We start from the raw sequence: 13,413 nt of genomic DNA on the forward strand, positions 1-13,413 counted from the left end.
TATGGCTACAGTAATTAATATGCCGCGATTGAGCGATACCATGGAAGAAGGAGTTGTCGCGAAGTGGCTTGTTAAAAAAGGAGACAAAATTAATGAAGGGGATATCCTTGCGGAAATAGAAACCGACAAAGCAACCATGGAATTCGAATCTTTTTATGAAGGTACATTACTTCATATTGGGATTGAAGAAGGGGAGACAGCGCCGGTTGATCAACTTCTTGCAATTATTGGAGACGAAGGAGAAGATATTTCTGGTTTATTGAATGGAAATTCAGCACCACAAGCAGATACTCCAAAAGAAGAGGATAAGAATGAAGAGTCAGCTCCTGTTTCATCAGGAGGGGCCACAGAAATTCCTGAAGGAGTAGAAGTAATTACAATGCCTCGCCTTAGTGATACTATGGAAGAAGGTACAGTAGCTACCTGGCTTAAAAAAGTTGGCGATACCGTAGAAGAAGGAGATATCTTAGCCGAGATTGAAACAGATAAGGCTACTATGGAATTCGAATCTTTCTATAACGGTACATTGTTACATATTGGTATAGAAGAAGGGCAAACTGCCCCTGTAGATGCTTTATTAGCAATTATCGGTCCTGCCGGAACAGACGTTTCGGGGATAAAAGATGGAGTCCCTTCTGCAACCGCTACTTCAGCTAAAGAAACTACTACATCAACCAAAGAGGAAAAAGTAGAGTCAACTCCGGTTAGTTCTGGAAATGAGAGTTCTTCCTCTGGTGGTAGAATATTTGCTTCGCCACTAGCCAAGAAAATTGCGGCAGATAAAGGAATAGATTTATCTCAGGTAAAAGGTACTGGTGAGAATGGTAGAATCGTTAAGAAAGATATAGAATCATTTACACCTTCTGAAGCTTCTACTACTGCGGCAGCATCAAAACAAACAACTTCAGTTCCATCGATTCAAACATTTACTCCGGCAGGAGAAGAGAGTTTTGAAGAGGTGAAAAATTCACAAATGCGAAAAGCGATCGCCAGAGGTCTTTCTGCATCCAAATTTACAGCGCCTCACTATTATTTAACGATTGAGGTGGATATGGATAATGCCATTACTTCTCGTAAGACTATTAATGAGTTGCCTGATACTAAAGTATCTTTTAACGATATGGTGGTGAAAGCCTGTGCAATGGCACTTCGAAAACACCCTCAAGTAAATACTACATGGAAAGATGATGTTACCGTTTATAACAAACATATAAGTGTTGGTGTAGCGGTCGCAGTACCTGATGGATTGGTAGTTCCCGTATTACCATTTACCGATCGTATGAATATTATGGAAATCGATACTATGGTTCGCGATTTGGCAACCAGAGCACGAGATAAAAAGTTGACTCCTCAAGAAATGAGCGGGAGTACTTTTACGGTATCTAATTTAGGTATGTTCGGTATTCAGGAATTTACATCTATTATAAATCAGCCAAACTCCGCGATTTTATCAGTGGGAGCTATTGTTAAAAAACCTGTTGTTAAAAATGATGAGGTGGTTGTGGGTAATACTATGAAGGTTACTTTGGCTTGTGACCACAGAACGGTTGATGGAGCCACTGGCGCGCAATTTTTACAGACCTTAAAACAATACCTAGAAAACCCTGTAACTATGTTAGCATAGTCAGAAAGGAGTATTAAATAGTACAAATCCTACTTCCAATGAAGTAGGATTTTTTTTATCTTTAATCGTACATGAAAACTCCAATAGACAATCTTAAATCAATAGTGCTTTCTGATAAAACCTTCTTATTGAAAGAATATACTTTCGATTATAAGCATCCTGGAAATCATCCAAAAGAAGAACATCTTAGAGAAGTATATGATCACGGTGATGGTGCTGCTGTATTATTGTATAACTTCCAAAAAAATACAGTGGTTCTCACACAGCAATTTAGACTTCCTACATATCTCAATGGTAATACATCGGGGATGAGTGTTGAAGTATGCTCAGGGTCTCTTGATGGAGATATGCCAGAAGAATGCGCTAAAAAAGAAGTGCTGGAAGAAACGGGATTTACCATCCACACCTTAGAAAAAGCCTTTGAAACGTATGTTTCACCGGGTGTAATGACAGAAATAGCACATTTATTTATAGCAGAATATACGGATGATATGCGTACAGATCAGGGTGGAGGACTTTCTGCAGAACAAGAACATATCGATGTGCTCGAAATAGATTTTAATAAAGCATTCAGGATGATCGCTTCAGGCGAAATTAAAGATGCAAGGACGATCTTGTTATTGCAGTATTTAAAAATAAAGGATGTAATGAGTGTTTAATTACCTGTCCAGAAGCACTCTTTTTAAGTATCTTTATCAAAAAAAAATTCACCGTAGAAAATAAAAAAAAACAAGAATGGAGTCACAGTAAAATTTTCATTACTTACAGAAAATGATTATTCGACAAGTTCCATTTGATATTAAAAAGAATATTATAAACATATGAAACAGCTATTATTTTTCATCATCGCCCTTTTATTTATAAACTGTAAAGAAGTAACTAAAGCACAATCTCCGATGTCTAATGTCGCTGCATCTGATGTTGAAGTTATTATGAATTTCTTAGCTAGCGATGAATTAGAAGGCAGAGACACGGGAAGTGAAGGACTAGAGAAAGCCGCTAAATTTATTGAGAAGGAGTTTGAGAAATCTGGAGTAGAACCTTATTTTGAAACATATCTTAATACTTTTGATGCTAAGGGAACGGAAACCTATAATGTTGTGGGCTATCTAAAAGGGACAGATCCTGAATTAGCAAATCAGTTTGTGATAATAGGAGCACATTTTGATCACATAGGAAAAGGAAAAGAGGTGAATCGAGATAGTATTGCAAATGGAGCAAATGATAATGCAGCAGGGAGTACCGCGGTGATTTCGTTAGCAAAACATTTCGCAAAAGCTAAAACCAATAAACGAAGCGTGCTATTTGTATTATTTGGAGCAGAAGAAAGAGGTTTATTGGGATCTGATCATCTGGCCAAAGTTTTAAAAGAGAAAAACCTGGATCTTTATACTATGGTTAATTTCGAAATGATTGGAGTGCCTTTAAATGATAAAACATATAAAGCCTATATTACAGGGTACGAAATGTCAAATATGGCAGAAAAAATTAATGAATATTCGGGAAAAGAATTAATAGGTTTTTTACCAAAAGCAAAAGAATTTCAGCTGTTCAGGAGAAGTGATAATTATCCTTTTTATTCAGCATTTAATGTGCCGTGCCAAACGATTTCTACCTTTGATTTCACCAATTATGACTACTATCACCACGTAGATGATGAGGTTTCTGAGATGAATTTTGAATTTATGGCAGAGCTTATCAATGATTGTGTGCCGGCGATCAACAATATATTAAATACACCAAACAAAGAAATTAAATTAAACGAATGATATACTTGCTTTCCTTTTTAGGAATTTAGTAAAGTCTAAGAGCTTATGAAAAATATTATTATCACCGGTGCTAGTAGAGGAATAGGTTATGAAATGGCAAAATTGTTTGCGGATGAAGGGCATCATGTTTTGGCTTTGTCCCGAAATGAAAAACCAATTATAGCGCTGAATCATAAAAATATTCACGCATTTTCTTTTGATATATGCGATCCCAGAGATTTGGAGAAAATGACTGATTATGTTACCAAAAACTGGAACCAAGTAGATGTTTTGATTAATAACGCGGGTAAATTATTAAATAAACCTTTTGCAGAAATTTCTACTCAGGAATTTGAAGACGTCTACAAAGTAAATGTTTTCGGTGTGGCCGAAATTACCCGTTTAGTGCTACCTTTTATGACTAATGGAAGCCATGTAGTTACTGTAAGCAGTATGGGTGGAATTCAAGGCAGTATGAAGTTTCCTGGTTTGGCCGCATACAGTTCTAGTAAAGGTGCCGTTATAACACTAAGTGAACTCTTGGCAGAAGAATATAAAGAAAGCGGTATTGCTTTTAATGTATTGGCATTAGGAGCAGTGCAAACAGAGATGTTAGAGGAAGCTTTTCCGGGATATCAAGCGCCATTAACAGCTATAGAAATGGCAGAATATATCAAGAATTTTGCACTTACTGCTAGTAAATTCTATAATGGGAAAGTACTCCAGGTATCCAGCAGTACACCATAGCCGGACATGAATCTCTATATATCCGTTAACTTCAGGTATTTATAAAATTGATGAACTGTAAGTAATTTTTTAAACTCTTCGTTCTGGAAATAAACAATATTACTTAAGTTCTTTGTCTTTTCGTTTGCAGAGGCATTAGACTGGATCACCTTATTTGCTTGAATTGAGTATTTTATGATTACATTTTTTACACGATCACTGGCGTAATTACTAAGATTCAATTCTTGCTGTAATAGAATTGCTCTTTGTTCTGCCAATTCTTCTAATTTTTTATTTATTTGCTCTAGTTCCTCTTCCACTAATTTTAATTTCTCCTGTGGATCTTCAACTTGGGTTTGTGCGATACTGGTAGTAGTACAAATAAAAAGTAATAGTAAAATTGTAAAAATTCTCATAATGTCTAATCTTTAAATATTCTTTCTAAAATGTTAAAAAACAGGACTCCAAAAATATTAATAATTGATTAACAACAAGTTAAAACTTGTAAAAACTCGATAAATGTTGTTTTTTGTTCGACAAATAACTCTTAAATCAAAGATTTCTTAACGTTTGTAAGACGGAAAAACCGTAAAAAACATGTTGAAAAACATTTTTTAATCCGTTTTTTTGGATGATTTCATCCTTTCGAAAGTTGCTTTTGAAGTTTTAAATCTAACACCGTCAATTAGGGTTTCAGAAGTGGTAATGTAAGAAATAATAGTGTCAGTTTGTGTATTACCAAAATGAACCTGTGTGATTATTTTAGTAATTGAGTCAGAAAGAATTTCAGGCTGCCCTATAAATTTAACTTGCCGTATTTCTTTTGCTTTTTTTGTAGTGAATAATACAGGAGTATCCTCTTTAGCTATAAATTCCGGGTGCTGATTTACCAATATTTGTTTATCCAGATAATCTTGTAGTTTTTCTGAAACCAAAACCACATAAGCATCTTCTAAAGTAGCAAACGAAGCCTCATCTTCGGTAAAAAAATTATCTTCACTTATTTCAGGCGCTTCCATGTTCTTAAATGAGTTGTTTGCGCAACTCGTAATTATAAGTAGTACTATGAGATATACAAATTGTTTCATGACTTTACTCTGAATTTTAGTTTAACAATTTGATTTTTAGATCTCTTGGACTCAATGATTTCAATATTTTGTAAGCTTTTTGTGGGTGTTGTGAGTTTATCTATAAATTCACTTTTAGAATATACTTCGATACCTAAGCCTGATGGTAATACCTGAAAAATAGTCGCATCATCAGAAATCATTCTGGATAATTCATTTTTTCTATTTTTCCAATCCTCAAGTTTGCCATTGGCATAATAATGTAACATTAAGGCATAATCATCTGTACGAACCTGGATGCTTTCATTGGTAATCGATGAAACTGTTCTAAAAATGGTATCTGTTTTATGATACGGTGATTTGATTACAAAATGAATATAGTCATCTTTGGTACGCCATTTAAAACAACCTAAACTATCACTTTTTGCATAAAAAGGAGATTGCTTATCATTTAAGACTATAATATCAATAGGAGTTCTGGTAATGGGTAGGTTTCTGTCTTGATCAATAAAACAAAAGATAAAAGTGTGCGTCTTCGGGATTAAAAAGTAAGCAGAGGTGATAAATACAATCCCAATTAACAAAAAGCCAATCAATTTAGAAACTACACGATTTTTCTTCTGAATTTTCTTATTAGAATTTAGTGCCTTAAAATCTCCCCAATTTTTATGTCCGCAGTATTCAGATAGCATATTAAGAATATCTACACGAGGTAATTTTTCTGATTTGTTTTTAAAATAGCTGTAGAACGATTTTTCACTAATACTACCTTTTACCTGTTTTCTCAAGTCTTCCTGAAACAAAATAATATCCTGACCTTTCCATTGAGAAATATCATTACTCGAGGCAGTATTCTCCTTTAAAAACTGTTGAGAAACTGCTTTTTTAAGAAGAGAGAATGCTATGTGTTCTTCAGGATTAATAATTGTAATATTTTGATTATTAAATAAATATGATTTGTAAAACAATTTACAAGGGTTTTACAAAGACTATACAAGAATACAGGTTTTTATGATACTATGTTTGTTTTCAGTTTAACAAGGTAAAAACAATAAATATGAAAACAAAGACTATTAAAAAAATCGGATTTATACTTCTTGGATTATTCTTTTTAGTAATAAGTTCTTGCAATCAGTATGCCACTAGAAAGTATAATGTTCATGAAAGTATAGTTTTGGAAGAGAGCGTGGATTTTACACAAGGTTTTGAAAATCTAAAAGATAGCAATGAAAATGATGAGGCGTATAAAGAAATTATAGAAAACACCTTTAAAAGAGTAAGCCTAGCTCCGTTATCAACTTTTTCAATTGATGTGGATAAAGCTTCATATAGTAATATTCGCAGGATGATTAATAACGGTCAGGAGATTCCTGCAGATGCTGTGAAGATAGAAGAAATGATCAACTATTTTAAGTATGATTATCAACAACCTGTCGATAAGCATCCTTTTGCGATTCATACAGAATCCGGATCTACTCCCTGGAATGAAGAAACACAATTGGTTAAAATTGGAATAAAGGGTAAAGAAATACCGGCAGAAAGTTTTCCCGCATCCAATCTGGTATTTTTAATTGATGTTTCTGGATCTATGAATGATATGAACAAATTACCTTTATTACAAAAGGCCTTTAAACTGTTGGTATCACAATTAAGAGCTAAAGACAAGGTGTCTATCGTTGTGTACGCAGGTGCCGCCGGAGTAGTGCTTAAACCAACAAGTGGAAAAAATAAGGAAAAAATAATAGAAGCATTAGATGATCTGCAAGCTGGGGGTTCAACAGCTGGTGGTGAAGGAATTAAGCTTGCTTATAAAATTGCAGAGGAGCATTTTATCAAAAACGGGAATAATAGAGTAATTCTGGCAACCGATGGTGACTTTAACGTAGGAGTTAGTAGTGATGCCGGAATGAAAGAGTTAATTGAGGAAAAAAGAGAATCAGGAGTGTTCTTAACTTGTTTGGGTTTTGGAATGGGAAATTATAAAGATAGTAAGCTTGAAACATTGGCCGATACTGGTAATGGTAATCACGCATACATCGATACCATGCAAGAAGCACAGAGAGTATTAGGAACAGAGTTTGGCGGAACATTATATACCATTGCAAAAGATGTAAAAATTCAGGTAGAATTTAATCCAGCCAAAGTACAGGCGTATCGTTTGATAGGTTATGAAAATAGATTATTAAATGACGAAGATTTTATAGACGATACTAAAGATGCCGGAGAATTGGGGAGTGGTCACACAGTTACAGCATTGTATGAGGTCATCCCAACTGGAGTACAAAGCACATACCTCAAGGAAGTTTCAGATTTAAAATACTCTGAAAAAAATGAAGGAGTTGAGAAAGCTAAATATGGAGACGAGTTACTTACCGTAAAATTCAGGTATAAAAAACCAAAGGAAGATCAAAGTATGGAGATGGTTCATATACATAAAACAGATACTGAGAAACAAATCTCGAACGACTTTCAATTTGCTGCTTCTGTGGCGTGGTATGGAATGAAGTTAAGAAACTCACAGTATATACAAAATCAAAGTATTGAGGATATCATCAAGTTGGCAAAAAATAGCAGAGGGAACGATGAACAGGGATATCGAGCTGAGTTTGTAAGATTAATGAGTAGTTATGAAAAAGTTGAATAGATAATAGATACAAGAATTCTTTACTAAGCGCATTTAATCGATGCGCTTATTTTTGTATTTTGCGGCAATGAAGGAAATCCTGGCAAGATACATCCCTGAACGTGCTTTAGAACCGGCATTTGATTTGATTGTGAAATGTAATGTTCATCTCAAAATTGTTAATGAACGTGTCACTCGTCATGGCGATTATCGCAAAATGCCAGATGGTAGACATCAAATCACGGTTAACGCATCTTTGAATACCTATCGTTTTTTGATAACGTTGATTCATGAGATTGCTCATCTGGTAGCTTTCGAGAAATATGGACGCTACATCAAACCTCACGGAATAGAGTGGAAACGAACTTTTCAGCAATTGATGCTACCGTATATCAATCCGGATGTTTTTCCGTCAAGGTTATTGCCTGTGATTGCAAATCATTTTAAGAATCCGAGAGCAAGTAGTGATACTGATGCAAAACTATCGTTAGCGCTAAAACAATATGATCCGGAGAATGATAAAAATTATATCTTTGAAGTGCCTTTAGGAAGCAAGTTTAGATTGTATAATGGAAAGATATTCCAAAAAGGAAATAAACGTGTAAAACGTTATGAATGTATCGAAATTAGCACGGGTAGAATCTATTTGTTTAATCCTAATGCTGAGGTCGAATTACTAAATTAATTATGAGCAAAAATTATTATGCCATCTTGATGGCTGGTGGAGTCGGATCAAGATTTTGGCCAGTAAGTACAACAGAGTTCCCAAAACAGTTCCACGACATGTTGGGAACCGGAGAGACACTGATCCAACGAACGTTTAATCGTTTGGCTAAAATCATTCCGGTAGAGAATATATTCATTCTTACTAATGAGCGATATAATGACCTGGTTTTAGAGCAACTACCCGATGCAGAACAGCGTCAAGTGGTAACCGAACCGGCAATGCGCAATACGGCTCCTTGTATATTATATGCAGCATTAAAAATTCAAAAAGAAAACCCGGATGCAGTGATGGTAGTAGCACCAAGTGATCACTGGATTGAAGATGAAGATGCATTTACAGGAAATTTAAAACAATGTTTTGACGCCTGTTCAGAAAAGGACATGCTAATGACCTTAGGTATTCAGCCTAGTTTTCCGAATACCGGGTATGGATACATACAATACAATAAAGAAACCAGTGCGATAAAAAAGGTAGCTCAGTTTACAGAAAAACCTAATTATGAAACTGCAAAGCAGTTTTTAGACCAAGGTAACTATCTCTGGAATGCAGGGATATTTATTTGGAGTGCTAAGAGTATTGTAGAAGCTTTTGCAAGATTCCAAAAAGAAATGACCGCTCTGTTCGAAAAAGGTTTACCTGTCTATAACACAGAGCAAGAGGATGGTTTTATTGCTAAAAATTATCCGCTTGCAGAAAATATATCCATAGATTATGCTATTTTAGAGAAAGCAGAAAATGTATATGTCCTTCCTGCTACTTTTGATTGGAACGATCTGGGTACCTGGGGTTCATTATATGATAAACTTGATAAAACCGATGCAAATAATGCAGTGGTGAATGCCAGAGTTTTGGCAGAAGATGCATCTGGTAACATGATTAGAACTTCTGGAGACAAGATTGTAGTAGTAGATGGACTAGAAGATTATATCATTGTGGATAAAGAAGAAGTGCTATTAATTTACCCTAAAAAGAAAGAACAGGATATTAAACAAGTACTTAAAAAAGTAAAAGATACTTACGGAGAAAAATACGGATAATATACATGGAAGAGAATACAAATCAGCCTGCCAATTCAGAACAAGAAGAGATTAAAGAATCTGTAAAAAGAGACGCTATAGGTCTTTTTGCGAGTATTAAGCTATTTCTTTCTGGTTTATTGAATATACGATCAGACACCGATAAAGACCAGACCATAGAGGATGTTAAAAATGATATACCATTTAAAGGACATAATGCCTGGATTCTGATATTTTCGGTGTTTGTGGCATCGATAGGACTAAACGTGAGTTCAACTGCGGTAGTTATTGGTGCGATGTTAATTTCTCCTTTAATGGGACCAATAGTGGGTGTTGGGCTTTCTATAGCAATTAATGACATAGATACACTAAAGAGATCTTTGGTTAATTTGGGAGTGATGGTTGGATTAAGTGTGCTAACTGCTACTTTATATTTTGCAGTATCTCCATTGACAGAACTTACTCCAGAGCTAAAATCCAGAACTGCCCCAACGATTCTGGATGTTTTTGTGGCTATTTCTGGTGGTTTGGCACTGATTATTGCTAAATCCAAAAAAGGAACCATGCCCAATGCCATAGCAGGGGTTGCGATTGCTACGGCATTAATGCCTCCTTTATGTACAGTAGGTTTTGGTATTGCAGTGCTAAAAGTAGAAATTGCAATAGGCGCTATGTATCTGTTTTGTATTAATGCCATTTTTATAGCATTGTCTACTTTTATTGTAGCCAAGTTATTACGTTTTCCTATGCTGCGTTATGCAAACTCGGCAAAAAGAAAACGTACAGCCAGAATAGCATCTGCTTTTGCAATTATCGCCGTTATTCCCGCAATTTGGACCTTTTATATTACCTTGAACATGAGTAATGCGGATAGGGATTATAAAAGTTTTTTGGCAAATGAAATTGATGCAAACCCTAATTTATATCTGCGTAAAGAATTCTATGAATATGATGATAAGTCAATCAAATTATATTTTGATGGTGAAATCGCTGAAGCGACTGTGAGTGATTTGCAAAATGAACTTAAGAATTACGAAAGTATAAGAGATTTTACACTGAAAATTAGCGGTAATAAAGCTAGAGGAATTGAACAAATTTCCAAAGCAAACGATCGCTATATTGTGGAGTTAAATCGTTTAGAAACTGAGAATGAAGAATTATTGGATAAAGTAGAAGATTTAAAAATACGCCTTGCACTTTTGGAAACTCAGTTGGCAGAAGCTCAGAAAGTAGCACCTGTAGAAGTCTTACCGTATAATAACATTGCTAAAGATGCTAAGATCCGTTTCCCGGATTTGTCAGAACTAGGTTATGGAGAAGTCCTTCAATCTAATTTCTTAAAAGTAGATACGGTAAAAGTTATCTTTCCTCAATGGAAATTCCAGGTATCTGATAGTCTTAACGATGTTAGAAATAAAGATTTACGCGAGTGGATTACCAGTGAACTGAAAGCAGATACGTTGTTGGTGAAGTGATTAGTTGACAATTAGTTTATTCTCATAGGATAACATTTATGAGTATACAGACACTTACATATGGTGAAACTACTTAAATAATAGAGGAATGAAAAATTCAAAATTTATAGTACTACTAGTTTTTATAGCTTTTCTTTTTTTTATAGACCCGATATATGCAGGTCCTGGTGGCGTGATTGCAAAAGGTTTGTTTAAGACCTGGTGGGGAAAAATTTTGATGTTACTGGTGGTGATTGTTTTATTACCGCTCATTGTTTATATCAAAACTGTTGAATATTTTAAAGTAAGAAAAACAAAAAAGCAACTAGTACAGATAGGTTTAAAGAATAAGGATTTTTCGTGGTTAAATCTTGAAAAGAATTTTTCCAATATTATTACTCGTGTGTATAATGCTTGGGGTAATGAAGATATGAGTGAAGTTAAAGAATATGTAAATCATTGGTATTGGCAAAATCAACAATCTGCTCATCTAGATAAATGGAAGTCAAATAATTTAAGGAACATATGTGATCTTCAGAAGATTAATAAAATAAGACCACTATATCTAGAATTGACAAATAACGATAATTATGAGGGTTCGAAAATTGTCATTAGTTTTTCAGGGAGCATTCAGGATTATTTGATAGATAAAGAAACCCGAAAGGTTGTAGAAGGAGGATTAGGTTATCAGGATGAAAGTCATATATGGGTAATGGAATATTCAGAAGGTAGATGGTTGCTAGATGATATAAAAGAAGATAATTTAAGCTTAGCTTTTGCTAAGATGGAAAATGTAATTCCGGAAAATATTTTAATAGCAAAATAGAACTATATTATTCTAAGTAAATTTGAAATTTATTGGAAGAAAAAAGGGTAGATTCTTTGGTGTAAATGGTGTATCGATAATTATAATCCCTTCAACTGAGCATCTCTTACTTTTTTGAATAGGTTAGAAGAGTATACAAATTCAGTTACAGCTTCGTTATCAGTTTTGAAAATTTGTGTTTTATCACCTTCCCATTCTAAATGACCATATCTTAAAAAGACAATCTTTTCTCCAATTTCCATGACAGAATTCATATCATGCGTATTGATGATCGTAGTGATGTCATATTCTTCGGTGATTTCTTTAATCAAATTATCAATTACGATAGCGGTTCTGGGATCTAGTCCAGAGTTGGGCTCATCGCAGAAAAGATATTTAGGTCTGGTTACAATGGCTCTTGCGATTGCTACACGTTTTTGCATACCACCACTAATCTCTGAAGGAAGTTTCTTATTTGCATTTTCGAGATTTACACGAGCCAATACTTCGTTTACTCGTTCTAGCATTTCTTCCTTTTTTTGTTTGGTAAACATCATTAATGGGAACATCACATTTTCTTCTACTGTCATAGAATCAAACAATGCACTCCCTTGGAATACCATTCCCATCTGTTCTCTCAGATCTCTTTGTTGTTCTTCATTTAACTCAGAATAGGTAGCTCCATCATAACAAATACTCCCCTTTTCTGGGGTGAATAATCCAAGCATGCATTTAAGGAAAACTGTTTTACCACTTCCACTGGTGCCTATGATCAAATTTGTCTTTCCGCGCTCAAAAGTAGTGGTGATTCCTTTTAGAATCTCTTCTCCATTAAATGCTTTATGTATGTCCTTTACTTCTATCATTAGCTTAATAATAATTGGGTTAATACATAATTAGCTATAACAACAACAACGGTAGTCCAAACAAATGCAGATGTACTGGCTTTACCTACTTCTAGAGCTCCTCCCTTCATATAATATCCATGAAACGAAGGTATGGTTGCTAATAAGAATGAATATAAAAATGTTTTTATAAAAGCATATACTAAGTGAAACGGAATAAAATCTTCCTGTAACCCACTAATGAACTCACTGCTAGAAACAAATCCTCCGTAAACACCGGCAATATATCCTCCAAAAATACCTACAAACATGGCTATGGCAATTACAAAAGGATACATAAGCATCGCAATAATTTTCGGAAAAACCAGGTAGTTTAGTGAGTTAATTCCCATGACTTCTAATGCATCGATCTGTTCTGTAACCCGCATTGTACCAATACTAGATGTAATAAAAGATCCTACCTTACCGGCCATAATCACAGAAATAAAAGTAGGGGCAAATTCCAGGATTACTGATTGCCTAGATGCGAATGCAATAAGCTGCTTAGGAATCAAAGGATTATTTAGGTTCAACGCAGTTTGTATGGCAACTACCGCTCCGATAAAGAATGCTAAAAAAATGGTGATACCTAATGATCCTATAATTAGGTCATCTATTTCTTTTAAAATTAAATTCCTTAGAACGGAACCTTTAGTCATACGACTAAAAACTCCTTTTAGCATTAAAAAATAACGACCAATATCGTCCAGATAAAACATATGTCTTACATTAGAAGGGC

General features: G+C 34.7%; 14 protein-coding genes. 9 read left to right on the forward strand and 5 right to left on the reverse strand.

What is annotated here, in order from left to right:
- Window position 1: 1 nt before the first annotated feature.
- The 4 genes from ACFSR1_RS19715 (at window position 2) to ACFSR1_RS19730 (ending at window position 4,119) form a co-directional block, all read left to right on the forward strand.
- A complete protein-coding gene (locus ACFSR1_RS19715) occupies window positions 2-1,624 on the forward strand; it encodes a pyruvate dehydrogenase complex dihydrolipoamide acetyltransferase (RefSeq protein WP_378294764.1) in 1,623 nt (540 codons plus the stop codon).
- Window positions 1,625-1,695: 71 nt separating this feature from the next.
- Window positions 1,696-2,283: an NUDIX domain-containing protein gene (locus tag ACFSR1_RS19720; protein WP_378294765.1), complete on the forward strand. Its 588-nt coding sequence runs from the start codon at window positions 1,696-1,698 to the stop codon at window positions 2,281-2,283.
- Window positions 2,284-2,445: 162 nt separating this feature from the next.
- Window positions 2,446-3,393 (forward strand): M28 family peptidase, encoded by a 948-nt coding sequence (locus ACFSR1_RS19725; protein ID WP_378294766.1) that lies wholly within the window; start codon window positions 2,446-2,448, stop codon window positions 3,391-3,393.
- A gap of 45 nt (window positions 3,394-3,438) precedes the next feature.
- Window positions 3,439-4,119 carry an SDR family NAD(P)-dependent oxidoreductase gene (locus ACFSR1_RS19730; protein WP_378294767.1) on the forward strand — a complete coding sequence of 227 codons (681 nt, stop codon included), beginning with the start codon at window positions 3,439-3,441 and terminating at the stop codon, window positions 4,117-4,119.
- Window positions 4,120-4,133: 14 nt separating this feature from the next.
- Here the strand turns inward: ACFSR1_RS19730 and ACFSR1_RS19735 are convergent, their stop codons facing one another.
- The 3 genes from ACFSR1_RS19735 to ACFSR1_RS19745 form a co-directional block, all read right to left on the reverse strand.
- Window positions 4,134-4,514, reverse strand: a complete 381-nt coding sequence (locus ACFSR1_RS19735; protein WP_378294768.1) for a hypothetical protein — start codon at window positions 4,512-4,514, stop codon at window positions 4,134-4,136.
- 198 nt (window positions 4,515-4,712) lie between these two features.
- Window positions 4,713-5,186 carry a hypothetical protein gene (locus ACFSR1_RS19740; RefSeq protein ID WP_378294769.1) on the reverse strand — a complete coding sequence of 158 codons (474 nt, stop codon included), beginning with the start codon at window positions 5,184-5,186 and terminating at the stop codon, window positions 4,713-4,715.
- Window positions 5,183-6,133 (reverse strand): hypothetical protein, encoded by a 951-nt coding sequence (locus ACFSR1_RS19745; RefSeq protein ID WP_378294770.1) that lies wholly within the window; start codon window positions 6,131-6,133, stop codon window positions 5,183-5,185. Before ACFSR1_RS19745 ends, ACFSR1_RS19740 begins: the two co-directional genes overlap by 4 nt.
- An 89-nt stretch (window positions 6,134-6,222) precedes the next feature.
- Here ACFSR1_RS19745 and ACFSR1_RS19750 point away from each other — a divergent pair, with 89 nt between their 5' ends.
- The 5 genes from ACFSR1_RS19750 (at window position 6,223) to ACFSR1_RS19770 (ending at window position 11,811) form a co-directional block, all read left to right on the forward strand.
- A complete protein-coding gene (locus tag ACFSR1_RS19750; RefSeq protein ID WP_378294771.1) occupies window positions 6,223-7,809 on the forward strand; it encodes a vWA domain-containing protein in 1,587 nt (528 codons plus the stop codon).
- A gap of 67 nt (window positions 7,810-7,876) precedes the next feature.
- Window positions 7,877-8,473 carry a SprT-like domain-containing protein gene (locus tag ACFSR1_RS19755; protein WP_378295422.1) on the forward strand — a complete coding sequence of 199 codons (597 nt, stop codon included), beginning with the start codon at window positions 7,877-7,879 and terminating at the stop codon, window positions 8,471-8,473.
- Window positions 8,474-8,475: 2 nt separating this feature from the next.
- On the forward strand, window positions 8,476-9,552 hold the full coding sequence (locus ACFSR1_RS19760; RefSeq protein ID WP_378294772.1) for a mannose-1-phosphate guanylyltransferase: 1,077 nt from the start codon (window positions 8,476-8,478) through the stop codon (window positions 9,550-9,552).
- Window positions 9,553-9,557: 5 nt separating this feature from the next.
- The gene (locus ACFSR1_RS19765; RefSeq protein WP_378294773.1) at window positions 9,558-11,006 is read left to right on the forward strand and encodes a DUF389 domain-containing protein; all 1,449 of its coding nucleotides are present in this window, start codon (window positions 9,558-9,560) and stop codon (window positions 11,004-11,006) included.
- An 88-nt stretch (window positions 11,007-11,094) separates the two neighbouring features.
- Window positions 11,095-11,811, forward strand: coding sequence for a hypothetical protein (locus ACFSR1_RS19770; RefSeq protein ID WP_378294774.1), 717 nt, complete (start codon window positions 11,095-11,097; stop codon window positions 11,809-11,811).
- Window positions 11,812-11,891: 80 nt separating this feature from the next.
- On the opposite strand, the gene ACFSR1_RS19775 is transcribed toward ACFSR1_RS19770, so the two are convergent.
- Together ACFSR1_RS19775 and ACFSR1_RS19780 are read right to left on the reverse strand one after the other, a co-directional pair.
- A complete protein-coding gene (locus ACFSR1_RS19775) occupies window positions 11,892-12,656 on the reverse strand; it encodes an ABC transporter ATP-binding protein (RefSeq protein ID WP_378294775.1) in 765 nt (254 codons plus the stop codon).
- Window positions 12,656-13,393 (reverse strand): MlaE family ABC transporter permease, encoded by a 738-nt coding sequence (locus ACFSR1_RS19780; RefSeq protein WP_378294776.1) that lies wholly within the window; start codon window positions 13,391-13,393, stop codon window positions 12,656-12,658. Before ACFSR1_RS19780 ends, ACFSR1_RS19775 begins: the two co-directional genes overlap by 1 nt.
- Between the last annotated feature and the right edge of the window lie 20 nt (window positions 13,394-13,413).

The sequence above is a fragment of the Aquimarina rubra genome (assembly GCF_042684305.1).
GTDB lineage: Bacteria > Bacteroidota > Bacteroidia > Flavobacteriales > Flavobacteriaceae > Aquimarina > Aquimarina rubra.